Below are 22,169 nucleotides of genomic sequence, written 5' to 3'. Positions count from 1 at the left end.
CGAACGCTAGCAATCTCCCTCCATTGATGGGGGAAGGGGGCACGGTTGCTTCCCGAGAGTCATGATAACCGCGCCCACGTGCTTCGGACCTGTTCTCCGGCCGAGTCTCGCGGAGCAATCCAATCGTTGCTCCGCACTCTGCGTTGAGAGACGTTGTGGAAAGTCTCTTATGGACGAGTAATCTTCACCATCCCAGTTTGCTCTGTTCATCGACGAATATTCCGGTCGGACCCGCATCATCCAGCAGGGCATATTCGATGGCGACCTTTGCTGCCTGTTCAGGCTTCCGATCTCCGTAATGGTTGGTAGCATCCGTGGCGGTCAGGCCAGGGCAGATCGCGTTGACCTTGATATGTCGATCGGCGAGCAATTTTGCGTAGCTGAGGGTCAGGGCGTTCAGTGCAGCCTTGGAGGCCTGATAGGTCGGCATGGCGACATCTTCATAAATCCATCCTTCCTCACCCCGGCTGGTAAACGAGGCGAGGACGGAAGAGACGTTCACAATTCTGCCGTGCCGGGACTTTTCAAGCAGCGGGATCATGGCGTCGGTCAGCGCGGCGGTACCGACAACGTTCGTTTCAAGTGTTTTCGACAGCTTCTCTCGCACTGACAGGTCGGGATAGAAATCCAGACTGATGCCGGCATTGTTGACGAGAATATCCAGACGACCATATTTCTCACCGATCAGGGCGGCGAGCGCGTCGATAGTTGCCTGACTGGTCGTATCCAGTTCGACGGCTTCCACCTGCGCATCCGGCGTGCTGACCTGTGCTGCGACCTCCCGGCCAGCCTCTAAATTGCGGGCGCCGAGAAGAACTTTCACGCCCTTTTGGGCGAGACCCTGGGCGATCGCCCGGCCGATCCCGCGGGTCGCGCCACTGACGAGCGCAATCGGTTGAACCTGGTTCATGATGGATCTTTCTGATTGTTAGGATAGAACGTGGCGCGATGGCGGCTAAAATTCGAGGCCTGCTTCTGTTCCCAGGAGAGGTAAGCGGACAGGACCAGCAGGCTGAGAACAACAAGTGGCGCGATCGCGTGTGAATATTCGCCATAATAAAAAACGGTGGCAGTGGCTGAGGCCATGATGCCGATGGCAAGAAGGCTTCCCAACAGCCGGGTTGACTGCCTTGCCATGAGAAATGCTGACGTCAGTTCAAGACAGCCCGTCACAAAATGGAACCAGTCTGGATAGCCCCATCTGGCATATTCATCCGCGACGGGCTTTGGAGCGATGAGGTTACCGGTCCCGCCAACGACAAAGAAGGCCACCAGGACATAAGCCAGGATCTGCTTTGCACGTATTTTAGTCACGGTCGGCCTCCGGAGCGGCAGCGGCCAGGAAAAATTTGACGCCCATGGCGACTGTTTTCTTGTCCTGTGCTTCGGTCGTTATTGGCCCACCCGACAGCATCTGCATCTGTGTTTCCGCAGTCACTATATGGATGAAGGCATAAGAGAGGGCTGAGGCATCAAAGTCGCTTCGCAGCCTGCCGAGATCCTGCTGGCGCTGAATCCATGCCTCAAGGATCGACTTTGCATTATGATGACCCGCGGACCAGATGGCCCGCGACAGCGAGGGGAAGCGTTTGCCTTCGGAAATCATCAGCCGGTGCAATTCAAGTGTTCTCGGCTGTTTGATGATGTGCAGGATCTCCGTGCCAAACTTCTCCAGTGTCTGCCGGACGCAGGCATCGGATAGCACGAGCGCTTCAAGCGGGGCGGCGAGCTTTTTGCATTCTTCGGTAATAACCGCCGAGAAAAGTCCTTCTTTGCCGCCAAAGCGCTCGTAGATGTTGCGTCTCGATCCGCCCACTTTCTGAATGAGCATGTCCATTGAGGTGGCTTCATAGCCATGCTCAAGAAAAAGTTCTGTGGCAGACTGCGTGAGTTTTTTAAGCCGCTCGATCCCCTTGGGACGCAGCTCTTTTTCCTGTGGCACAGGAAAGTGAAGATCGGTGGTAATCATGAGCGAGAACAAGTCCTCCATGCTGCTTGGGTGTGGTAACATACCGTACCAAAAATGCAAGCGATTTGCCCATGAGCCAGACGAAAATAACCTCCTGTGCTGCATGGTCCTACTGAAGAGAGTTTTTGATCCTGGCTTTTAATTGCTCAGAGCCTGCTTTTGCCTGCTGACGCCAGTCTTCGATTTTTGCTTTCCACTCAGCCTTGTGCTGCTCGAAAAGAACCTTGCGCGCCGCATCGACCGCTGCGGCTTCTGCCTTCACCGTTGCGTCGACTTCGGCGGCGACGATCTCGGCAGGGCAGCGCAGGATAACGGCGTCAAGCGAGCGTGAGATTGCATCGACTGCATCCGGCGTGGCTTCGTCGATCGTCGCAACCACGGCCGTGATGCCCACGGGAATAAGGTGCGTCATGTGGTCCAGGAGGCTGCCTTGGTCCACCGCGTCATCAAGTGAGACGCTGCTGCCAATGAGGGCTCCGGTCGATGCGCCAAACAGCACGCCAAGTGGCCCGAGCAGCAGGCCGAGCAGGGAGCCGAGCAAGGTGCCTGTGAGAATGTGATCTCCCGAAGAGCCGTCGGCCCAACCATCACGCGATGTAATTTCGCCATTTGCGTTGCGCGCGAGAACGACCGCATTGACGAGCGAGAAAGCGCCATCGGCGGATTTCTGCTTCAGTTCGGAAAATGCTTGGAAAGCTTTACTTTCCTCGGCAAATGACAGAACCACGATATTTCTTGTCATGTGAGCACCTTGATGTTGGCCCATAATGGGCGATAGGCACGACGCGAGGCCATGCCCCGAGAGCCGCATCCCGTGAAGGACTGATGGCCGGATTAGGCGGGTGCTGGAGGCCAGCATGCTGGTCACACAGATCCCGCAAGATACATCCTCTTATTCCGGGCTTGGAGATGTCAATGATGAAAGATGGCGGATAATGCGTCAGTTTTGTTTCCGACAGTCTGCTTGGTCGAACTATTCCATCCGTCATTCTCGTCGGACCGGCCGGGGTGTGACCGCGCAAGAGCAGTTCCCGGTCGAATGTGTTGGGCGGATAGCAATGCCGATACGGTTCTGTTCGTCGGCGTTGGAACTACCGATTTATCTATCCATTGTGCCTGGCGAGCCTATTCTTTTTTCTGCTCAGCATTGTCGGCGATGCCGGGACTCTCGCCGACAATGGAATTCGGTTTCGGATTCCTGACCAGGCGCAGGAGTGCTTCGGGAACGGGTTCATCAAGCACGTTGCCAAACAGTTTGCGCAATCCACTCTTCAGCCAGAGATCGAACGCCTGATTTTCAAAAGGAGGGCGGCGGCCGATCTCCCGAGGGACTCGCCGGGTCAATGGACGGTACCGCTGGTGTTGCGGGATGCCTTCAGTGGCATATCAGCCTGGTTCCTGATCCGGGGCTGGCACCTGGCCTTGCCGATCGGACGTTTCTCCGGACATCGAATGACGTGACGCTGGGCCATCCCGAAAACCTCCCTGGCACAGTCCTGATGAGGGTTGCCACGACAGTGCGGCGGTTATCCTGGCTCTCTCGTCATCTTCCGTCCTTGCACGCCGGACAATCTTTTCCCAAAGCTCCCAACCGCTGCCTGATGTAGACGTTAGGCAGGGTGAGCGCCTCCGGCAGGCGGCAGCTTTTCCCGTGCGTTGGGGTAACAGAATCCATTTCAGCGGAGACTATTCCCACGCCATTTCTTTGGTCTGGTAACATACCGTACCTGATTTTGCAAGTCATGAACTGTGCCCCCGCTCCAGACATGGGATCGTCCCCCACCTGTGAAACGCCTCCGCTGAAACAGCAATGCGGCGAACGCAGCAGCCGTAAGCCTGTGCCACTATCGAGAATTCCATTTTACGAATGCTTGCTGACGACGTGCTGGCAAATGGCGTCCGTTTCCTCGGCGAAGAACGATAGGAGACTGACGAACTGAGGTAATTATATTATTTATATTGTCGAAAGCAGTGCATGTCGCAGATGTCCGTAACACGAGAAGGTGCTCTGAAGTCTATGATTTTGTTAGGAATGGGTATCCAGCCATCTGCTGATCGCATCGATCACCTTGTCCTCAATACGAAAATAACCATGCGGGGTCAGGGAGCCGCAGTTCTTTTTCGATCGCGTGGCGCCTCCCGAGACTGTCAGCACATGCACGTCTCCGCTGGCTGTCATGGCGGCAGCGATCTGTCGCGCTGACTGTGGCGGAGCAACATTGCACAGGTCATCGCGGTTGACGACGACAAGGACAGGAGCGCGCACCTGCTGAGGGGTGGCGCTGAAGACTGTCTCGCCGCTGCCACCCATGACGGATACCGATTCAGTGAGCACGACAGCGGCGATGCTACTGGGGAGGGCATGGGCTGCGGCATTCACGGCCGCGATCGATCCCTGGCTCGTGCCGAGCAGGAAAACAGGACCTGATTCCGGCTGGTGTGCGAATGCGGCAAGTTCCTCGACAAGGCGTGCGTAGGCCGACGAACTGCGGCGACCTCTGAGGTTGGTATGATTGATCGTATCGGGGATGAGGACCGCATAACCGTGCTTGTTCCACAGGTCGCGCGTCCGGACGACAAAATTGTCTCCTTGCCCGATGCGTCCATCCTGTTGAAGGCCGATATCGCCGGTACCCCCGGGCAGCATGATGATCGTTCCCCGAGGTCTGGTCGGAGTGGAAAACAACACCGTCAGACGCTTTCCATCGTTGAGGGGCAGGTTAAAAACCCGCTCGGCATGGGAATGATCGGCGATGAGTGTGGTTATTTCCTGCTGCTGGCGATCATCCGCGAAGGCCATTGTCGGCAGGAATACTAGGGAAAGCAGCGTGGCGATCGTATTCTGCATATCTTTCCTCATGCAGTTTACTGGCGGTGGTATGGGCCGGAAGGCATGGTGGTCGTTCTGAAAATCTCCACCAGCCAGTCGATGAAGACGCGCACGCGCGGAGACATCTGCCGGTTGTGCGGATAAAGGAGTGACACTGGCGAAGGGGCGGGGGGGAACGCGCTCATTACCTCGACCAGTGCTCCGGTCCGGAGATCCTGTTCCGCGTGATAACGCGGGATCTGGATGAGGCCCAGCCCTCCCCGTGCGGCTGAAATATAGCTCTCCGCCGCATTGACGGCCATATGGAGGGGTAGTGCGACGTGGCGAGGTTTCCCGTTGATAACGAACTCCAGTGGCAAGATCCTGCCCCGCAGGCTCGACTGGAAACCGATCATGACATGACCGCCGGATAGATCGTCCGGGTGTGTCGGAACGCCGTGGGCTTCCAGATAGGCTGGCGATGCAAGCGTCACTTCCTCCAGCGTCGCCAGGGGCCTGACCACCATCTCGCTGTCCCGCAATGTGCCCACCCGCAGCACGCAGTCTACGCCTTCACGCACCAGGTCGACCAGACGGTCGCCTTCGCTCATATGCAACTCGATATCGGGATAGGCGGCAAAGAAGGCGGGCAGGGCCGGCAGGATGAAATGACGGGCCAGGGTACCATGGACGTCGATCCGCAGGGTGCCTTTGGGCCGGAGGCTTCCGAAGGCCGTCTCCGCGTCCTCGATCTCCGCGACGATATGACGACAGCGGCGGTAATAGGTTTCACCTTCCGGTGTCGGACTGACCTGGCGCGTCGTACGATGCAGAAGGCGCACACTGAGCCGGGTCTCCAACGCCTTGATGACATCGGTGGCCGTCGAGCGCGGCAGGTTCATGTCTTCTGCGGCCTGGGTGAAACTTTCGCGTTCCACGATGCGCATGAACAGACGCATGACATCCAGCCGATCCATCAACTGTTCCCCTGTTTCGGATAATCTATCCGGATTATGCGGGATTATCGGGCGAGGAAAAAGGGGCACTGTCATCTCAGAGCCAGAACGGCTGAGAGCGATAAGGAAAAGCGGATATGACACAGAACAGGAAAGTCGCGATTGTCACCGGGTCATCGCGTGGGATTGGCGCGGCCATTGCCACGCGGCTGGCGACGGAAGGGCTGGCTGTCGTCGTCAATTACGCTGGCAATGCCGCGCAGGCCGAGGAACTCGCCACGAAGATCCGTCAGGCTGGAGGCGAAGCCCTCCCGGTGAAGGCCGATGTCTCGGACGCGGCGGCCGTGACCGCGCTGTTCGATGCGACGGAAAAGACCTTTGGCGGTGTCGATGTGCTGGTCAACAATGCCGGGATCATGACGCTGGGACGGATCGCCGATGTGGACGATGTGGCCTTCACGCGGCAGGTGGACATCAATTTGCGGGGCACTTTCAACACGCTGCGCGAGGCCGGGAAAAGGCTCCGGGAAGGCGGACGCATCGTCAATCTCTCGACCAGTGTCGTCGGGCTGAAGTTTGAGAATTACGGCGTGTACGCCGCGACCAAGGCGGCGGTGGAAACCCTGACCGCGATCCTGGCCAAGGAACTGCGCGGCCGGAACACGACCGTGAACGCGGTTGCCCCCGGCCCGACCGGGACGGAGCTGTTTCTCGACGGGAAAAGCCCTGAACTGATTGAAAAACTGTCGAAGATGAATCCGCTGGAACGTCTTGGGACGCCGGAAGACATCGCGGCGGCGGTTGCCTTCCTCGTCGGCCCGGATGGTGCGTGGATCAACGGCCAGACCCTGCGCGCCAATGGCGGCATGGTCTGAAAAAATCGTCCGGAAAGGGAGAGGATCATGGGCAGGCAGGTTATCCTGATCACGGGGGCGTCGAGCGGTTTTGGCGCCATGACGGCCCGGGGCCTCGCCACGGCCGGACACTGTGTCTATGCCGGTGTGCGGGACATCCACGGAAAAGGCGCGGCGGCCGTGGCGGATGCGGCCAGATTCGCGAAAGAGTGGAACGTCGATCTGCGTACCGTGGAACTCGATGTTCTCCAGCAGTCACAGGTGGACGCCGCCGTGGCCCGGATCATGGCGGAACAGGGCCAGATTGACGTGGTGATCCATAATGCCGGTCATATGTGTTTCGGACCGGCCGAGGCTTTTGCGCCGGAACAACTGGCGGCGCTGTATGATGTGAATGTCCTCTCCACCCAGCGCCTCAACCGCGCGGCGCTGCCGCATATGCGGGAAAGAGGCCAGGGGCTCGTCGTGTGGGTGTCGTCCTCCAGCACGCGCGGCGGAACGCCGCCTTTCCTCGGGCCCTATTTTGCGGCGAAGGCTGCGATGGATGCCCTGGCCATTTCCTACGCGGGTGAGCTGACACAGTGGGGGATCGAGACGACCATCGTCGTGCCGGGTGCCTTTACCAAGGGGACCAACCACTTTCGCGATGCCGGGGCTCCGGCGGATCAGAGCGTGGCACAGGCCTACATGGATGGCCCTTACAAGGGTGTGGAGGAGAAGGCGCTGGCGGGGTTGGCGTCCCTCGAACCGGCCGATGCCGACCCGGAAAGTGTGGCCAGGGCGATCGAGGCCGTCGTGGATGCGCCGCGTGGCAAGCGGCCGTTCCGGGTCCATGTGGATCCGTCACAGGACGGGGCAGAGGTCGTCAACGGCGTTGCGGACAGGATGAGAGCAGAACTCCTGCGGCGTATCGGCCTTGAGGACCTGCTGCATATTGCCACGCCATCATGATATTTATGGCAAAGGGCTGAAGAGTCCCTAAGCTCATCGGGCCGTAAAGCCCAGGTCATGGAGTGACAGAATTCAGATGACAGCCGACACGATCAGGACGACTTCTGACGATACCTGTCCTCCCTTTGTGCCGGAGACGTTCTGGAAACTGTTCCGCCATGATGCGGTCAGCGTCGGCGGTGTGAGGCTTCATTTTGTCGAAGGCGGCAGCGGCGCACCCGTGCTGCTGATCCCAGGCTGGCCACAAAGCTGGTACGCGTGGCGTTATGTCATGCCATTGCTGCGCGAAAGCGGGCGGCGGGTCATCGCGCTCGACCCGCGCGGCATGGGGGATTCGGACAGACCGGCCGCCGGTTGCGATCTTCGCGCTGTGGCGCGCGATATTCATGCTCTGGTGCAGGCGCTGCACCTGACGGCGGATGGGCCGATTGATGTTGTGGGGCACGATGTCGGGACGTGGATCAGTTATGCCTACGCCGCCGACTGGCCGGAAGACGTGCGGCGTCTCGCGGTATTCGACGCGGCGCTCCCCGGAATTACGAAGGTTCCGGCCATCGGTGTCCTGCCGGAAGCCGTCAATCTGAAGACATGGCATTTCGCGTTCAATCGCCTTGACGATCTTCCTGAGATTCTGCTTGAGGGACGCGAGCGTGAATTCCTGACCTGGCTGTTCCGGGTCAAGGCGAACAGACCGTGGACCATAACCTCCACCGATCTGGATGAGTATGTGCGTGTCAACGCGGCTCCCGGCGCTACAAGAGCCGCGCTGTCTTATTACCGGCACGCCTTCAGCCCGGAAGGCCTGAAAACCAACGAAGAGCGCGCAATCCGTCCGTTGTCGATTCCGGTGCTGGCTTTTGGCGCGGATAACGGTGCGGGAGCAAGCCTGATCGAAACCATGAAAAGTATCGCGACCACTGTATCAGGCGGCGTGTTCGGGGATTGTGGTCACTACATTCCCGAAGAGGCACCGCGCAGGGTCGCGGAAGAACTCCTGCGCTTTTGGTCTTCGACGAACTGATCCCGATAGTCGATCGGGATGCCGCTCCGGTTTGAGGGGTGACGTCAGGCCGGGAACGCCTCGTTCACCAGTTCCTCGCTTCGCGCCCAGAGGGCTTCCGCCCGTTCCGGGTCGATTGCGTAGGGTCTGACCCCTTCGCTGACCATGCTGACAGTCTGTGCCGTGACAACGGGGCTGACGTGGCAATCCTCGCAATAACGGCCGCCGATGTCATCGGCTGAGGCGACAATGCCGGCCCATACGGTCGTTGCCGCACCCTGCGGGATCGTTTTCCATGTATAGGGAGGCTTGCCCTGGGCAGCCAGTTCCGCGTTGATGGTGTCGATCATGCCCTGCAGGACGGCCGGGTTGGTGTAGCGGGCGAGTTCGGTCTGGATGCCGCCCGGATGTACGGCGGCGGCCCGCACGCCCCGGTTGCGATGACGGTGATCGAAGGCCACGGCGAACAGACTATCCGCCGTTTTCGAGCGACCATAGGCCATGAACGGATCGTAGGGCGTGTGTTCGAAATTCGGGTCCTCAAGATCGACATCAGCGAAACGATGTCCTGCCGACGACAGCGTAATCAGCCGCGCGCCCGGTCGCATGAGAGGGGCAAGACGGTTCACGAACACGAAATGGCCCAGATAATTCGTGCCGAAATGCAGTTCAAAGCCATCTTCCGTATGGCTCAGCGGCACCCCCATGATCCCGGCGTTCGCGACAATAAGATCGAACGGCTTGCCCGCGTCACTGATACGCTCCGCACAAGCGCGGACGCTGCGCAGGGATGCAAGGTCGAGTTCTTCCAATTCGAGGGCGGTCGTCCCGGCGGCTTCTGTCCGGATCAAAGCCGTTGCCGCTTCCGCCTTGGCGAGATCCCGGGCCGTACCAATGACCTGCGCTCCGTGGGCGAGCAGGGTGCGCGCCGTCTCGACGCCCAGACCTGCCGAAACACCCGTGACCAGCACACGCTTGCCGGTAAGATCGAAACCGTCCAGCACCTGATCTGTAGTGGAGGTCGCGTTGAAAGATTCTGTCATGACAGCATTTCCTTGAGAAAAGGCCAGTAGAGGTCCTGTTTTGCCATCCATTTTCACGCGCCTTGTTGCGGTCGCATGGGATGGTGACGTATAAAACGGAGGACTCCTCCTCTTTATACGGAGGATTCCTCCGTTTATCAAGGAGTTTTATGATCCATGTCTGCCGCTGCCCCTCGTAAACCCCGCGCCGATGCACAACGAAACCGGATGCATCTGCTAGCGGTGGCGAAGGCCGCTTTCGCCGGGAAGGGGCCGGATGTCAGTCTGGATGAGATCGCACGCATGGCCGGTGTCGGAATCGGGACGCTGTACCGGCATTTTCCCACGCGGGATGCGCTGGTCGAGGGGGTCTATCGCAACGAGATGCTCGGCCTTGCCGAGGCGGCGGACCGGCTGGCCCAGAGCGAGCCGCCCCTTGCCGCCCTGAGAGAATGGCTACTGCTGTTCGTCGAGCATATCGCCACAAAGCAGATTATGGCGACGGCGCTGAATAGTCTGGTCTGTGGGCCGTCCAGCCTTCAGGCCGCCTCAGCCGATCATATGACACGGGCTATCACGGGCCTGACCGACAGGGCCGTTGCCAGTGGGGACATACGGATGGATCTGGACCCGGTCGATCTTCTACGCGCCCTTGTCGGTGTGGCGACGGTCGCAGCCGGGCCAGAGTGGCAGAACAGTGCGCGCCAGCTTGTTGATATCCTGCTTGCAGGTGTCCGAGTTTCGTAGAACAGGCGTCTGCCAACGCCGTTCAGGAACCAATCGTGATGCTTACTTTGCCAAAGGGCCGTTCCGAGACGAAGTGTTCATAGGCGTCGGCGGCGTTTTCAAATGCAAAGCTCCTGTCGATGATCGGTCGGATGCGATTGATCTCGACAAAACGGACAAGATCCTCAAGCATAGTCCTGCTGCCGGCTGTGAGACCGTTCAGGCTTCGACCGCCACCAATCAACGTACCCGCTGACACGGCGATATCGCCGCCGCTCAGTCGGCCGACCACCACTACGCGCCCTCCGAAAGCCGTTGCTTTCAGGGAATGGGGAAGGGTTCGTTCGCCACCGACTTCGACCACAAGATCAACTCCGTTTCCGCTGGTGAGGCGTAGGACCTCATCGTGCCAGTCCGGATTCAGGTGATAATTGACGGTTTCATCGGCCCCCAGATCGCTGGCGCGCTGGAGCCGCCCGTCCTGTGACGATGTTATGATCACGAACAGTCCGGCGGCTTTTGCCAGAACGAGCGCCATAAGGGAGACATTCCCCGTACCGAGGAGCAGGACACGTGCTCCGGGTCGTGCGGCGCCCATGACGAAAAGCGCGTTCCATGCCGTCAGGCCTGCGCAGCAGAGCGTTGCCGCTTCAGAGGCATCGAGATGGGCGGGCGCGCGGACAAAAGCCTCTTCCAGCCCGAGCATCTCCGTTGTGAGTGTTCCGTCTACCTGTGCACCGAATGAGATGGCTGTCTTCTGCGCTGAGATCGTCCCGTCCGTCCAGTTGGGGTAATAGGCGGGAATAACGCGATCACCCGGCCGAAAACGGGAGACCTTTTTACCCGTTTCGACCACCTCGCCGCATCCATCGACCAGGGGTATGAGTGGATGGGACGGCAGGGCGTGAAACTGGCCGCACATGACACTCAGGTCGCGTGCGTTCAGGGACGCGGCGAGCATGCGGATGCGCAGTCCATGGGCGGGTAGGGGCACGGTAGGCCGACTGGTTTTCCGAAGGCCGGACAGACTTCCTCCCGGCATGATTTCGTAGGCGTCCATTATTGTCATCCTTTGAGGAGGCTCGGGAACTGGGCCTTTCACCGGGGATGGCCAGCAGGCATCTGGACGCGCTGGAAAAACGGCTGGGTGTACGTCTGTGTCATCGCAGTACGCGCAGACTCAGCCCGACGGAAGCCGGCCAGCAGTATCTGGAGATGTGCCTGCGCCTTCTTCCGGAACTGGATGAGGTCGAAGCCCGTATTGTCTCGCAGCGCGTTGAAGCATCTGGTGTCCTTCGCTTTAATGTCCCTCTGTCTTTCGGCATTCGCTATATCGCGCCGCTGATCCCGGCGTTTCACCGGAAGCATCCTGCGGTAACAGTTGATCTTGGCCTGAATGACAGGATCGTGGATTTGACAGGCGAAGGATGGGATCTGACCATTCGTATCGGGCGCCTCAGGGACAGCCGGCTCATGTCCCGCAGGCTTGCATCAAGTGAACTCATGGTCTGCGCCGCTCCGGATTATCTGTCCCGGTGCGGCAGGCCACAGTCGTGGACGGATCTGTCCCGGCACGACTGTCTGGGCTTCTCACTGTCCAGTATCGCAAAACCAGGAGAATGGTTCTATGGGCGCTCACGGGAGAGGCGGGTGGCCGTTCATGGCCCTGTGTGTGCGAATAACGGCGATGCTCTGGTTGCCTGTGCCAGCGCGGGGCTGGGCCTCATTTACGAACCCGATTTTATTGTAGCCGACGCTCTCCGCAACGGCGCCCTGGAGATCCTCACGCTTGATGAGCCGCCAGCGGAGCTTGGCGGCATTTACCTTCTGTATTCCCCTGACCGGGCACCGCCCGCGAAAGTGCGGGTCATGATCGACTTTCTCGTCCATGCGTTCGATGGCACGGCGCCATGGGCGACGTAGTAGAGATAATTGCGCGGATGGGGTATCACGGTGTCACTGTTCCACGCGACTGATGTTCCTTCAGGACGTTAATGAAGGCGCGTAATGCCGGCGGGACAAGCCGATGACCGGGGTAATAGAGCGCGTGCCCTGGAAATGTGGGTGTCCAGTCGTCCAGAATGGGCGTGAGCCGGCCCTGTGCAATGGCCTCCTGAGCGGTATCTTCCGAGACAAACGCGATGCCTTGTCCGTCCGCCGCCGCCTCGACCATCAGATCCATGTCGTCCAGCGTAAAGGCGCTGGAAACATCCACATCATGATCCTGGCCGTAACGTGTGAACTCCCATCGGTAAATTTTTCCACTGGGCATGCGAAAGCGGATACAGGCGTGACGGTGCAGGTCGTCCGGTGTTTGCGGCGTGCCACGAGCGGCCAGATAATTGGGAGAGGCAACGGCGACAAAGCGCCCATCCGCACCAAACCGGATGGCGATCATGTCCTGCGGAACGGCTTCGGCCAGCCTGACGCCGGCATCGAAACCCGTCGCCACGATATCGATGAAACGGCCGTTGGTCACCAGATCAAGATGTATGTCGGGGTAGCGGTTCCGAAACGGCAGAACGATGTGCCGGACCAGAAAGAGCGCTGCACTTTTGGAGGCGTTGATCCGAAGCGTGCCGGAAAGCCGCGTCTGCATCATGCCGACCGTGGCGAGTGTCTGGTCCAGGCTTGAGAGAATGGGGGCGAGGCTCGCAAAAAACTCTGTGCCGGCTTCTGTCGTGGCGACACTGCGCGTCGTCCTGTGAAAGAGGCGCAGGCCCAGCCCTTCTTCAAGAGCCCGGATCATATGGCTGAGTGTCGATGCCGACAGGCCGAGTTCATCCGCCGCCGCCCGAAAACTCTGGTGCCGTGCGACAGCCAGGAAGGCCGTCAGTTCCGTCAGGCTGGGTGTTTTATTCATGGTGTTTTTTCAATAGTCCATGCCGCTTTCTGTGCATAGACCCAGCTATCCAGACGATGCACAAGATCCCTGAAGCCTGCGAGGGTGCAGATCAGGAGCGTATGATGTCCAGGAACTGGTTTATCACGGGAACGTCCTCGGGGTTCGGTCGCATCATGACCGAATGTCTTCTGGAGCGCGGCGATACGGTTTTCGCAACTTTGCGCAAACCCGACATGCTCCATGATCTTCAGGCCGGGTCTCAGGGACGTCTGTATCTGGCGGCGCTGGATGTCACCGATACAGACATGGTCCGGCAGGTTGTCGATCAGGCTTTTGCAGTGCTGGGTCGCATCGACGTGATTGTGAGCAACGCCGGGTACGGCCTGTTCGGTGCGGCGGAAGAGGTTTCGGACGCACAGATCCGGCAGCAGCTTGACACCAACATTCTCGGCTCAATCACGGTTGTCCGCGCGGCTCTGCCTCATCTGCGGGCTCAGGGTGGGGGTCGTATCCTTCAGCTTTCGTCCATGGGCGGGCAGATAGCGTTCCCCGGTCTCGGTCTCTATCACGCCAGCAAATGGGCGATCGAAGGGTTTTTTGAAAGCCTCATTCAGGAGGTCGCGTCATTCGGTATCGAGGCGACACTGATTGAACCGGGTGCTGCGAGAACGCAGTTCGGCCGAGGCAGCGTGGTCATGGCTGAGCCGCTTGATGCGTATCAGACCGTGCCTTTCAGTGCGCGCCGCTCGGTTCTGGCGCAGGATTCCTACACGCCCGTCGGAGATCCGGAAAAGATGGTGCGGGAGATGATCGCCAGCGTGGATGTCTCGCCTGCTCCCCTGCGCCTGGCCCTCGGCAGCGATGCTTACCGACTGATTCATGAGGCGCTGACAGAACGACTTGAACAGCTTGAAGCCCAGAAAGCCATCGCACTTTCGACGGATGCCAGCCCGTAAGGGCGGTCCGAGACGGGCACATTTCAATCCTTTACTCATATATCGGCAAGGACAGGGTTCATGAGAAATTCTCTTCAAGGCAAGGTTGTGGCCATTACCGGAGCCAGCAGCGGGATCGGCGAGGCCACGGCCCGGCTGCTTGCGCGATCTGGCGCTTTCGTCGTGCTTGGGGCGCGTCGGATGGACCGGCTTTCCGCCATCGTGGCGGACATCCAGCGCGAGGGCGGCCAGGCCATTTCGTTCGAACTGGACGTTCAGCAGCAGGGACAGGTTCAGGCGTTTGTTGACGGGGCTGTCAAGGAGTTCGGACATCTGGATGTTCTCGTCAACAATGCGGGTGTCATGCTGGTTGCGCCGTTGAGCGACCTGAAGACCGATCAGTGGGACCGCATGATCGACGTCAATATCAAAGGCGTGCTTTACGGCATCGCGGCGGCCTTGCCGGTCATGCAGGCGCAAGGCTCGGGCCATGTCATCAATGTCTCATCAGTGGCCGGGCATAAGGTGGGGCTGGGTTTTGCCGTTTATTGCGGTACCAAGTTCGCCGTTCGTGCGATTTCCGAAGGATTCCGTCAGGAAGCTGGGCCAAACATCCGGAGCACGATCATTTCTCCGGGTGCGGTTGCGACCGAACTGCCGACCCATATCAGCGCAGGCCCATCTAAAGACGCCGTGGACGCCATGTACGCCACGGCGGAGATCAGCGCTGACGCGGTTGCCAGGGCTATCCAGTATGCGATCTCCCAGACGCCCGATGTCGATGTCAACGAGATCGTCATCCGACCCACGGCACAGGAGTTCTGAGCTTCCGGCAAGGATCGGTCGGTGCTCAATGCGCCGCCTGATCCGAAAAAGCGTGTCGTACGCAAATAGCTTCTCCCGATTTTATGGGCTATGGGAATGGACAACTGGCAGGTTCCGTATACGGGGATTGATGGCTGGCCGTATGCGAACTGCTGGTCTGCGCGACTCCAGATTACCTGACAAGGCGGGGTCGGCCCCGATCCTGGGCTGACCTGTCGGAACACGACTGTCTGGGGTTTTCGTTCTCCGGCATCGCAAAACCAGGGGAATGGCTTTATGGGCGATCACGGTATAGGCGCGTTAGCGTGCGTGGTCCCATGTGCGCGAGTAATGGTGATGCGCTGGTTGCCTGCGTCAGTGCTGGCCTCGGGATTATTTATGAGCCGGACTTTATTGTGGCCGATGCCGTCCGCGGGGGCCAGCTGGACGTGCTCACGCTTGACGCACCACCTGCCGAACTGGGCGATATTCACCTGTTGTATGCTCCGGACCGGACGCCGCCTGCGAAGGTGCGTGTCATGATCGATTTTCTGGTGCGCGCATTCGATGGCACGGCCCCGTGGACCATGAAGCCGGTATAGCCTAACAGGTCAGCGGCATTGATCGAATGCGCCCTGTTCCGCCTCCACTTGCTGGATGATATCCGTCACGAAATCCATGAAGGCGCGTGCCCGTGCACTGGTCAGGCGCCCGGCGGGCAGCAGCGCCCACAGATCGACCGCCGGGAGCGTCCAGTCCTGCAGGCACCGCACGACCGCCTGCGTGCGCAGTTCGGTCAGGAACATCCAGTCAGCAGATACCGTCAGCCCCAGATCCGCGAGCACGGCTGCCCGCACGCCTTCCGCCGCACTCAGGCGCAGGCGTGAGCCAGGTGTGACATCAACGCTTTCCGCCCCCCGGCGAAAGCTCTGCCTGAGGGTGCCGCCGCGTGTGTACAGAATGGCCTGATGATGCATCAGGTCTTTCGGGGTTCTGAGGGCGGGCCCTCGGGCGAGGTAACCCGGTGCGGCGATGACGGACCGCCGCCCGCGCGCCAGACGCCGTGCGACCACGGCACTTTCATTCAATGGCCCCACGCGAAGCGCCACGTCGATTCCTTCCGCCACAAGATCGACGCGCCGGTCATCGAGTTCGATATCCACTTCAAGGTGCGGATGGGCCGACAGGAATTGCCCGAGTCTGGGAATGATCTGCAGGCGGCCAAATGTCGTGGGGGCTGCCACCCGCAACCGGCCTCTGAGATCGGCAAGACTGTGACGCGCCAGCGCATCGGCCTCGTTCGCATCCGCGATGACGCGGGCAACCCGTTCAAAATAGCGCTGGCCGGTATCGGTCGGTGTCAGGCCGTGGGTCGAGCGCAGGAGAAGCTGGGTGCCCAACTGCTGCTCAAGCCCTGCCACGATCTTGGAAACCGCTGGCTGGCCCATCCCCATCTGGCGGGCAGCTGCGGTAAAGGAGCCGGTTTCGACAACACGCACGAACACGGTCATGGCCTGAAGGCGGTCCATGGTTATTCCCTTATGGAATGAACATTAGGTCAATACTGGGTCTGCCAGCGCAGGATGGGCATGTCTATCGTTCATTTCAGGGCAGGAAAGTGCCCATACAGTCCGTAAAACGAAAGACCGATTCATGACCGATCTGCTTTTCACCCCGAAATTTGTCGGGTCCATGCTGCTGAAGCACCGCGTTGTCATGGCCCCGCTGACCCGCATGCGCTCAAGCCCAGGCAACCAGCCCAACGGCCTGATGCTGACATACTACACCCAGCGCGCGACCTCCGGCGGGCTTCTGATCTCCGAGGCCTCGCCCGTTGCCCTGTCCGGTTACGGCTTCGAGCGGGCTGCCGGTATTTACGACGACGCGCAGATAGCGGGCTGGAAGCGCATTACCGATGGCGTGCATGCCAAAGGTGGTCGCATGATCCAGCAACTGTGGCATGTGGGGCGTCAGTCGGCCCGCATTCTCCAGCCCGGCGGTGCCGCCCCGCTTGCGCCTTCAGCCATCCGGGCAGATGGTGTGGCATGGACCCTGCAGGGCACCGTGCCCTTCGATACGCCCCGCGCCCTTGAGCGTGACGAGATACCGGTGCTGGTCGCAGCCTATCGCGCGGCTGCGGAACGTGCCCTGAAGGCCGGTTTCGACGGTGTGGAAATCCACGGCGCGAACGGTTACCTGCCCGACCAGTTCCTGCAGGACGGCGTCAACCGGCGGACGGACGATTACGGCGGCTCGATCATGAACCGCGCCCGTTTCCTGCGCGAGGTGACACAGGCGGCCATGGATGTCTGGGGGCCTGCGCGCGTGGGGGTGAGGCTGTCTCCCAGCGGTTCGTACGGGTCGATGTCCGACAGCGACCGTCACGCGACCTTTGGCTATGTGGCGCGCATGCTGGAGGAGATGGGGGCGGGATACCTGCATATCGTCCAGCCCCGCATCGGTCTGGATGCCGAGGAAAACCCCGTGGATGCCGTCGCACTCCGTCCCCTGTTTTCGCGCACGATCATTGCCGCTGGCGGGTTTGCGCATGACAGTGCGGACCGGCTGCTGGCATCGGGGAATGCGGACCTGATTGCCTTCGGGCGCGCATTCATTGCCAATCCGGACCTGGTGGCCCGTCTGAGGCATGACTGGCCGCTCAATGCCTATGATCGCGCGACATTTTATGGTGGTGATGCTCATGGCTATACCGATTATCCTTTTCATGATGTCACGGTGAAGGAAACGCAGGCATGACAGGCAAGATCATCAGAACAACTGCGAACGATACCTGTCCATCATTTGATGCAGGAGCGTTCTGGGCTGTGTTCCGGCATGAAACGATTCGGACGGACGGAACTGATCTTCATTATGTGGCAGGTGGGAACGGGCCACCCGTCCTGCTGGTGCCAGGCTGGCCACAGAGCTGGTACGCATGGCGGCATATCATGGACCTGCTGCGTCAGGCCGGACGGCGGGTCATTGCGCTTGACCCGCGAGGCATGGGCGACTCAGGCCGTCCCGCCAGCGGGTATGACCTCCAGACGGTTGCCGCCGATATTCACGGCCTGGTGCAGGCGTTGGGCCTTGCGGCAGATGGTCCTCTTGATGTGGTGGGGCATGACGTCGGAAGCTGGATCAGCTACGCCTATGCGGCGGATTGGCCGCAGGATGTCGGACGGCTTGCGGTCCTTGATGCGGCCCTGCCTGGCATCACGCAGGTGCCGACCGTTGATGTCCTACCGGATGCGGTCAACCTGAAAACATGGCATTTCGCCTTTAACCGCCTTGATGACCTGCCGGAAATCCTGCTGCAGGGGCGTGAACGTGAATTCCTGACATGGCTGTTCAGGGTCAAGGCAACCCGCCCATGGACCATTACGCCGACGGATCTTGACGAATATGTCCGGGTCAACGCGGCGCCGGGGGCAACACGGGCGGCGCTTTCCTATTACCGGCATGTCTTCAACCCCGATGGCCTGAACGCAAACCGGCACCGCGCCGCGCACCCGCTGTCCATTCCGGTGCTGGCATTGGGTGCGGATAACGGGGTGGGGACCGTCCTGTATGAAACCATGAAATCCGTTGCGGCGGACGTGCGGGGCGGCGTGTTCGAAAATTGCGGTCATTACATGCCCGAGGAAGCACCGCGCCGGATTGTCAGCGAACTTTTACAGTTCTGGGCAGAACGCGGTGAATAATCCGGCTCACGCATGAGATGGCGATGGTGGAGACGGGATGGCGGAGATGCTGCTGCGAGAATAGAGCTATAAGCTGGCCGACCAGAAGCAGACCCTGCTGCCAGTTTCCGCTGATAAACGATGCACCCATACCCCCCATGCGTGATGTCCGCGACATGAGCCTCATGAGCGAGACAACCCGCACCCGCTTCGCCCAAGCCCTGAGGACAGCACGTCTCATGAAAGACAGAAGCCCCGGCACGCCCTCCTGATCACAGGAGATCCCACACCGTAATGAAGATCGTTCAGAAAGAAAAACTGGCCGAGAAATTGGCCGTCGCACCAGACCCGACAAACAGCACCGTATCGGCATTGGACCAATACCGGGTATTGGTAACGTTATTGCCATTTGCCCGAAAAGTTACAGTCTGCCCGGATGGAAGCTGCAAACGGTAATTGGCACCAAGGCTGAGCGTTACATAATCCGGCACATAGGCACGCCCCAGACTGTCCGCAGAACGTCTGCCCACATAATAGACACCTGCATTCAGGCCCAGATCAGGCAGAAAATCCGGTCTGTATTCCGCAAAAGCAGACAAGGCATAATCCGGCACACCGATCACTGATTTCCCGTTCTGCGCGGCATTCCCGGTCTGCGCCTGCACGGCATGCGTCCATGTTCCTGAAACGGAAATGGAGAGTTCATGCGTGACACTCCCCTGTATGGACAATTCCACGCCCTTATGAATGGCTCGGCCGTTGACAACATAGACATTGTCCTGGTTGGCATAGGCAAGCCCACGATCAATATGGAAATAGGCTAGGGAAATCAGGGCCTCCTTGACCTTGTACCGCGCACCGAACTCATACTGGCTGCTCGTCACCGGCGATAGGATGGTCCCTGCGTTGACTGCGCTGTCAGGTGCGGTTCCGGCACTTTCCAGCCCCTGGATATAACTTCCATAAAGGCTGCTCTGCTTTGTGGGCCGAACAACCAGACTCCCGATCGGCGTCACTTTCTTGACGGTATAATCACTGTTGGTGTGCGGCGTATACGTCTCATAAGTTTCGTAACGTACGCCTCCGATCAGAGTAAAATATTTCAGGAATTCGGCCCGGTCCATCATGTAATAGCCGGTATCCGTATTGGTGCTTCCATAGGTTTCGGTAGACCCCGTCGCAGACAATGCGTCAAAATCCATATCGATGGGATTATAAATATTCTGCCTGAACGATTTGTAATTTGTACGGTTCTGATCATCCTGAACCTGTGCATTCCGGTTATAGCCAAAAAGCAGTTCATGCCGGATGAAACCGGTTTTGACAGACCCGGACAGTTCGGTACGAACATTCAGATTATAATAATCCTGGTCACCCGCATAGGTCGTCGTGTTTGTGCCCCATCCTGTCGCCAGATCAACATTGGAAACATTGGAAATGGCACGCTGACGCCGCGTCCGCGCTATTCCGCCCTCGACCCGAAACGCCCAATCTTTCCAGATCGCGTAATCCATGCGTCCGAGAACATTCGTCGCCCAGGCATTGTACGGCGCGTCCTTGGCAGCATACCGGTTATGAATTGACGGGATCCGGGGAAGCGTAATCCGCCCGTCAACAGCAGCCGGTACCGTAATACCGCCAGGTTCGTAAGTTTCTTCCTTGGAATGCTCAATATCCAGCTTGAAAGACAGTCGGTCGGTCGGTCGCCAGTCAAAAGCACCGCTCACAAGCCATCGATTGCCGGTAACACCATTAACAGTTGTGCCGACATTACTGGCATAACCGTTGATCCGTGCGCCAAACTGCTTCCGTGCACCAAACTCCCGCCCGAGATCAACGCCACCACCATAACTCCCCTGGCTGTCCCCCGTCAGACTAACCACCGTAACCGGTCGAGAGCCGGCCCGTTTCGTCACGAAATTCGCAATGGCCGACGGCGTGGTAAAACCATAATACAGAGCGGAAACACCCTTGAGGACTTCAGCACGTTCCTTGTTTTCCAGCATGATCGGCGAAAGCGCGATAATCGGAAGCGTTCCATTGAGCCTGTAATTCGTGCGCGCCTGGATCTGGACACCTCTGGCCATGAAATTCGGGGCAGTAATCGGGCTCGTACTGGATGAAATAACCCCGGCAACATCACGCATCGCATCGGTAACGGTCTGGGCACCCTGAGCATCCAGCAACGCACGGGTCAGGACCGTCACCGTCATGGGCGTGTCCATGATCGACTGGTTCCGGAAAGTACCGATCTGCACGATATCGGCATTGAATTTTCTGCTCGATCCTTTGACCTCAATGGATTCATCAAGCTGCCGTTCGGAAGCACTGGGCACGGAATACTCACTCTTCGCCTGGACCTTGTCCTTCTTTTTATGCACCTGATGTAAGTCGATCCTGTTTCTCTCCGAAACAGGGAGTTCTGCCGCCCGCGCCTGCGAAATAGCAAATGCGCCGAAGACAATGCAAAGCGTAGTTCTCTGAAATCTCAGACAAAAATCCTGGCGCACGGATGGGTATGTCCCTTGAAGCTGATATAGTCGAGCACACATAGTGATAATAATAGTGATTCGCAATATCGTATTTTAACACAATGTTACGCTCTGCATCCCTTAGAACTGACAATTGTGCCAATAGAGGCATAAACCCCTGAAAAACCACGAAAACACGGCACCCGCCTTGCCGAGATCCTGACGGCAAACCCCACCGGAGGAGTTCCGGGTAAGCAACAGATAGCCGCCATCGACTACGAGGTTTTCGCCCTTCACCATCGCTGCAGCATCACTGATAAGGTAGGTGATGGCACAGGCGATCTCATATGACTGAGCAAAGCGACCCGTTAGGATCTGTTCACGGAAGGCATCACCAACGGAGCCGGCCCAGACCTGTTTGCCGAGTTCATGAATGATGCGTCAGAAAGTCGAGCAGGCCATCACATGCTACATCAATGATTTTTATAATCCGAAAAGGCTGCATTCCGCACTCCAATGGAAAAACCCTCTGGATCATGAGCGCAACGCTGCTTAACAGATAACCCAGCCACCGGAATGCATCACGCCCTGCTGGCGTCCGGCCTTCCACCACTCCCGCAGCAGGGGTAGAAGGTCTGCCGGAAGCATGGCGTTACGATATCGTCCCCCTTTGCCCCGTTCGACCCTGAGCAGCATGCGCTCGCTGTCGATATCGCTGATCTTGAGAGCTGCGACCTCGGCCCCCCGCAGGCCTGCCCCATAGGCGATCGACAGGGCCGCCTGATGCGCGGCAAGCGGGCGGCCTGCCTTGGGCCTTGGGGGCATGGCGTCATCTGTTGCCGCTGTTTGGTGCCATCCCGGACGAAGGGCGCGTGTTCACCGGCGGCGGTGTGACGGCGGGCATTCATTCTGCGTTGACCGTGGATTTTGCGTTGACCGTGCTGGTCGAGATCTCGGGCGAGAATGTGGCGCAGACGCTCCAGCTCGGTCTCGAATATGCCCCCGAACCCCCATTCATCGCTGGGAGGCCGGAGACTGCGCCGCCAAACATTCTGGCGGGTTACCGCGATCAGATCGCGCCACTTCTGGCTCAACGCGAGGCACAGGCGCGGGAAGCAGCAGTCCGTCTTTCCTCAATCTGCTGAAC

The 22,169-nt window shown here is 59.1% G+C and carries 25 protein-coding genes and 1 pseudogene; 12 read left to right on the top strand and 14 right to left on the bottom strand.

Annotation, left to right across the window (positions count from 1 at the left end; all coding sequences use genetic code 11):
• Positions 1 to 184: 184 nt before the first annotated feature.
• The 7 genes from AD930_RS12755 to AD930_RS12720 form a co-directional block, all read right to left on the bottom strand.
• On the bottom strand, positions 185 to 910 hold the full coding sequence (locus tag AD930_RS12755; RefSeq protein WP_061506535.1) for an SDR family NAD(P)-dependent oxidoreductase: 726 nt from the start codon (positions 908 to 910) through the stop codon (positions 185 to 187).
• A complete protein-coding gene (locus AD930_RS12750; RefSeq protein WP_061506534.1) occupies positions 907 to 1,314 on the bottom strand; it encodes a DoxX family protein in 408 nt (135 codons plus the stop codon). Before AD930_RS12750 ends, AD930_RS12755 begins: the two co-directional genes overlap by 4 nt.
• Complete coding sequence (locus AD930_RS12745; protein ID WP_061506533.1) at positions 1,307 to 1,969, bottom strand: TetR/AcrR family transcriptional regulator; 663 nt, start codon at positions 1,967 to 1,969, stop codon at positions 1,307 to 1,309. Before AD930_RS12745 ends, AD930_RS12750 begins: the two co-directional genes overlap by 8 nt.
• 109 nt (positions 1,970 to 2,078) lie before the next feature.
• The gene (locus AD930_RS12740) at positions 2,079 to 2,711 is read right to left on the bottom strand and encodes a DUF1269 domain-containing protein (RefSeq protein WP_061506532.1); all 633 of its coding nucleotides are present in this window, start codon (positions 2,709 to 2,711) and stop codon (positions 2,079 to 2,081) included.
• A gap of 383 nt (positions 2,712 to 3,094) precedes the next feature.
• Positions 3,095 to 3,313 carry a hypothetical protein gene (locus AD930_RS12735; RefSeq protein WP_061506531.1) on the bottom strand — a complete coding sequence of 73 codons (219 nt, stop codon included), beginning with the start codon at positions 3,311 to 3,313 and terminating at the stop codon, positions 3,095 to 3,097.
• A gap of 682 nt (positions 3,314 to 3,995) precedes the next feature.
• Positions 3,996 to 4,817, bottom strand: a complete 822-nt coding sequence (locus AD930_RS12725; protein WP_244150577.1) for an alpha/beta hydrolase — start codon at positions 4,815 to 4,817, stop codon at positions 3,996 to 3,998.
• Between the two features lie 17 nt (positions 4,818 to 4,834).
• The gene (locus AD930_RS12720) at positions 4,835 to 5,755 is read right to left on the bottom strand and encodes a LysR family transcriptional regulator (RefSeq protein ID WP_061506528.1); all 921 of its coding nucleotides are present in this window, start codon (positions 5,753 to 5,755) and stop codon (positions 4,835 to 4,837) included.
• Between the two features lie 116 nt (positions 5,756 to 5,871).
• Between AD930_RS12720 and AD930_RS12715 the strand changes: the two genes are divergently transcribed.
• The 3 genes from AD930_RS12715 (at position 5,872) to AD930_RS12705 (ending at position 8,560) form a co-directional block, all read left to right on the top strand.
• Complete coding sequence (locus tag AD930_RS12715; protein WP_061506527.1) at positions 5,872 to 6,609, top strand: SDR family oxidoreductase; 738 nt, start codon at positions 5,872 to 5,874, stop codon at positions 6,607 to 6,609.
• 27 nt (positions 6,610 to 6,636) lie between these two features.
• Positions 6,637 to 7,539, top strand: coding sequence for an SDR family oxidoreductase (locus tag AD930_RS12710; RefSeq protein ID WP_061506526.1), 903 nt, complete (start codon positions 6,637 to 6,639; stop codon positions 7,537 to 7,539).
• Between the two features lie 76 nt (positions 7,540 to 7,615).
• Positions 7,616 to 8,560 carry an alpha/beta fold hydrolase gene (locus AD930_RS12705; RefSeq protein WP_061506525.1) on the top strand — a complete coding sequence of 315 codons (945 nt, stop codon included), beginning with the start codon at positions 7,616 to 7,618 and terminating at the stop codon, positions 8,558 to 8,560.
• 44 nt (positions 8,561 to 8,604) lie between these two features.
• Here the strand turns inward: AD930_RS12705 and AD930_RS12700 are convergent, their stop codons facing one another.
• Complete coding sequence (locus AD930_RS12700; RefSeq protein WP_061506576.1) at positions 8,605 to 9,582, bottom strand: SDR family NAD(P)-dependent oxidoreductase; 978 nt, start codon at positions 9,580 to 9,582, stop codon at positions 8,605 to 8,607.
• A gap of 156 nt (positions 9,583 to 9,738) precedes the next feature.
• Here AD930_RS12700 and AD930_RS12695 point away from each other — a divergent pair, with 156 nt between their 5' ends.
• Positions 9,739 to 10,308 carry a TetR/AcrR family transcriptional regulator gene (locus tag AD930_RS12695; protein ID WP_061506524.1) on the top strand — a complete coding sequence of 190 codons (570 nt, stop codon included), beginning with the start codon at positions 9,739 to 9,741 and terminating at the stop codon, positions 10,306 to 10,308.
• Positions 10,309 to 10,330: 22 nt separating this feature from the next.
• On the opposite strand, the gene AD930_RS12690 is transcribed toward AD930_RS12695, so the two are convergent.
• The gene (locus tag AD930_RS12690) at positions 10,331 to 11,329 is read right to left on the bottom strand and encodes a zinc-dependent alcohol dehydrogenase family protein (RefSeq protein WP_208598609.1); all 999 of its coding nucleotides are present in this window, start codon (positions 11,327 to 11,329) and stop codon (positions 10,331 to 10,333) included.
• A gap of 20 nt (positions 11,330 to 11,349) precedes the next feature.
• On the opposite strand from AD930_RS12690, the gene AD930_RS12685 reads away from it, so the two are divergent.
• Positions 11,350 to 12,210, top strand: a complete 861-nt coding sequence (locus AD930_RS12685) for a LysR family transcriptional regulator (RefSeq protein WP_061506522.1) — start codon at positions 11,350 to 11,352, stop codon at positions 12,208 to 12,210.
• Between the two features lie 25 nt (positions 12,211 to 12,235).
• On the opposite strand, the gene AD930_RS12680 is transcribed toward AD930_RS12685, so the two are convergent.
• The gene (locus AD930_RS12680) at positions 12,236 to 13,150 is read right to left on the bottom strand and encodes a LysR family transcriptional regulator (RefSeq protein ID WP_061506521.1); all 915 of its coding nucleotides are present in this window, start codon (positions 13,148 to 13,150) and stop codon (positions 12,236 to 12,238) included.
• Positions 13,151 to 13,206: 56 nt separating this feature from the next.
• On the opposite strand from AD930_RS12680, the gene AD930_RS12675 reads away from it, so the two are divergent.
• The 3 genes from AD930_RS12675 to AD930_RS12665 all read left to right on the top strand — a co-directional run bounded on the left by AD930_RS12675 (position 13,207) and on the right by AD930_RS12665 (position 15,473).
• A complete protein-coding gene (locus AD930_RS12675; protein WP_341843834.1) occupies positions 13,207 to 14,088 on the top strand; it encodes an SDR family oxidoreductase in 882 nt (293 codons plus the stop codon).
• Between the two features lie 60 nt (positions 14,089 to 14,148).
• Positions 14,149 to 14,892: an SDR family oxidoreductase gene (locus AD930_RS12670; protein WP_061506519.1), complete on the top strand. Its 744-nt coding sequence runs from the start codon at positions 14,149 to 14,151 to the stop codon at positions 14,890 to 14,892.
• 134 nt (positions 14,893 to 15,026) lie between these two features.
• Complete coding sequence (locus AD930_RS12665) at positions 15,027 to 15,473, top strand: LysR substrate-binding domain-containing protein (protein WP_341843835.1); 447 nt, start codon at positions 15,027 to 15,029, stop codon at positions 15,471 to 15,473.
• A 9-nt stretch (positions 15,474 to 15,482) separates the two neighbouring features.
• Here AD930_RS12665 and AD930_RS12660 read toward each other — a convergent pair whose 3' ends face one another.
• Complete coding sequence (locus AD930_RS12660; protein WP_061506518.1) at positions 15,483 to 16,400, bottom strand: LysR family transcriptional regulator; 918 nt, start codon at positions 16,398 to 16,400, stop codon at positions 15,483 to 15,485.
• Between the two features lie 124 nt (positions 16,401 to 16,524).
• On the opposite strand from AD930_RS12660, the gene AD930_RS12655 reads away from it, so the two are divergent.
• Complete coding sequence (locus AD930_RS12655; RefSeq protein ID WP_061506517.1) at positions 16,525 to 17,628, top strand: alkene reductase; 1,104 nt, start codon at positions 16,525 to 16,527, stop codon at positions 17,626 to 17,628.
• Positions 17,625 to 18,572 (top strand): alpha/beta fold hydrolase, encoded by a 948-nt coding sequence (locus tag AD930_RS12650; protein ID WP_061506516.1) that lies wholly within the window; start codon positions 17,625 to 17,627, stop codon positions 18,570 to 18,572. Before AD930_RS12655 ends, AD930_RS12650 begins: the two co-directional genes overlap by 4 nt.
• A 284-nt stretch (positions 18,573 to 18,856) precedes the next feature.
• Here AD930_RS12650 and AD930_RS12645 read toward each other — a convergent pair whose 3' ends face one another.
• Both AD930_RS12645 and AD930_RS17480 read right to left on the bottom strand, forming a co-directional pair.
• On the bottom strand, positions 18,857 to 20,932 hold the full coding sequence (locus AD930_RS12645) for a TonB-dependent siderophore receptor (protein ID WP_061506515.1): 2,076 nt from the start codon (positions 20,930 to 20,932) through the stop codon (positions 18,857 to 18,859).
• 231 nt (positions 20,933 to 21,163) lie between these two features.
• On the bottom strand, positions 21,164 to 21,457 hold the full coding sequence (locus tag AD930_RS17480; RefSeq protein ID WP_264820942.1) for an SDR family oxidoreductase: 294 nt from the start codon (positions 21,455 to 21,457) through the stop codon (positions 21,164 to 21,166).
• A gap of 4 nt (positions 21,458 to 21,461) precedes the next feature.
• Between AD930_RS17480 and AD930_RS18325 the strand changes: the two are divergent.
• Positions 21,462 to 21,578, top strand: a pseudogene (locus tag AD930_RS18325) (IS3 family transposase); the annotation flags it as partial.
• Here AD930_RS18325 and AD930_RS17475 read toward each other — a convergent pair.
• On the bottom strand, positions 21,575 to 21,847 hold the full coding sequence (locus AD930_RS17475; protein WP_373320466.1) for a tyrosine-type recombinase/integrase: 273 nt from the start codon (positions 21,845 to 21,847) through the stop codon (positions 21,575 to 21,577). The pseudogene AD930_RS18325 and the gene AD930_RS17475 sit on opposite strands and share 4 nt — an antisense overlap.
• An 11-nt stretch (positions 21,848 to 21,858) precedes the next feature.
• Here AD930_RS17475 and AD930_RS12640 point away from each other — a divergent pair, with 11 nt between their 5' ends.
• On the top strand, positions 21,859 to 22,167 hold the full coding sequence (locus AD930_RS12640; RefSeq protein ID WP_373320467.1) for a type 1 glutamine amidotransferase family protein: 309 nt from the start codon (positions 21,859 to 21,861) through the stop codon (positions 22,165 to 22,167).
• Positions 22,168 to 22,169 lie beyond the last annotated feature (2 nt).

This window comes from Acetobacter malorum (assembly GCF_001580615.1).
Classification (GTDB): domain Bacteria; phylum Pseudomonadota; class Alphaproteobacteria; order Acetobacterales; family Acetobacteraceae; genus Acetobacter; species Acetobacter malorum.
The sequence above is the reverse complement of the archived record's forward strand: the minus strand, read 5'-3'. Positions and strand labels throughout refer to the sequence as shown.

Bases quoted from the DNA above. Each gene is read 5' to 3' on its own strand.
- AD930_RS12720 (WP_061506528.1), bottom strand. From the start codon at position 5,755: ATGGATCGGCTGGATGTCATGCGTCTGTTCATGCGCATCGTGGAACGC.
- AD930_RS12740 (WP_061506532.1), bottom strand. From the start codon at position 2,711: ATGACAAGAAATATCGTGGTTCTGTCATTTGCCGAGGAAAGTAAAGCT.
- AD930_RS12670 (WP_061506519.1), top strand. From the start codon at position 14,149: ATGAGAAATTCTCTTCAAGGCAAGGTTGTGGCCATTACCGGAGCCAGC.
- AD930_RS12675 (WP_341843834.1), top strand. From the start codon at position 13,207: ATGCACAAGATCCCTGAAGCCTGCGAGGGTGCAGATCAGGAGCGTATG.
- AD930_RS17475 (WP_373320466.1), bottom strand. From the start codon at position 21,847: ATGCCCCCAAGGCCCAAGGCAGGCCGCCCGCTTGCCGCGCATCAGGCG.
- AD930_RS12700 (WP_061506576.1), bottom strand. From the start codon at position 9,582: ATGACAGAATCTTTCAACGCGACCTCCACTACAGATCAGGTGCTGGAC.
- AD930_RS12650 (WP_061506516.1), top strand. From the start codon at position 17,625: ATGACAGGCAAGATCATCAGAACAACTGCGAACGATACCTGTCCATCA.
- AD930_RS12755 (WP_061506535.1), bottom strand. From the start codon at position 910: ATGAACCAGGTTCAACCGATTGCGCTCGTCAGTGGCGCGACCCGCGGG.
- AD930_RS12725 (WP_244150577.1), bottom strand. From the start codon at position 4,817: ATGCAGAATACGATCGCCACGCTGCTTTCCCTAGTATTCCTGCCGACA.
- AD930_RS12745 (WP_061506533.1), bottom strand. From the start codon at position 1,969: ATGATTACCACCGATCTTCACTTTCCTGTGCCACAGGAAAAAGAGCTG.
- AD930_RS12655 (WP_061506517.1), top strand. From the start codon at position 16,525: ATGACCGATCTGCTTTTCACCCCGAAATTTGTCGGGTCCATGCTGCTG.
- AD930_RS12715 (WP_061506527.1), top strand. From the start codon at position 5,872: ATGACACAGAACAGGAAAGTCGCGATTGTCACCGGGTCATCGCGTGGG.
- AD930_RS12705 (WP_061506525.1), top strand. From the start codon at position 7,616: ATGACAGCCGACACGATCAGGACGACTTCTGACGATACCTGTCCTCCC.
- AD930_RS12690 (WP_208598609.1), bottom strand. From the start codon at position 11,329: ATGCCGGGAGGAAGTCTGTCCGGCCTTCGGAAAACCAGTCGGCCTACC.
- AD930_RS12695 (WP_061506524.1), top strand. From the start codon at position 9,739: ATGTCTGCCGCTGCCCCTCGTAAACCCCGCGCCGATGCACAACGAAAC.
- AD930_RS12660 (WP_061506518.1), bottom strand. From the start codon at position 16,400: ATGGACCGCCTTCAGGCCATGACCGTGTTCGTGCGTGTTGTCGAAACC.
- AD930_RS12680 (WP_061506521.1), bottom strand. From the start codon at position 13,150: ATGAATAAAACACCCAGCCTGACGGAACTGACGGCCTTCCTGGCTGTC.
- AD930_RS12710 (WP_061506526.1), top strand. From the start codon at position 6,637: ATGGGCAGGCAGGTTATCCTGATCACGGGGGCGTCGAGCGGTTTTGGC.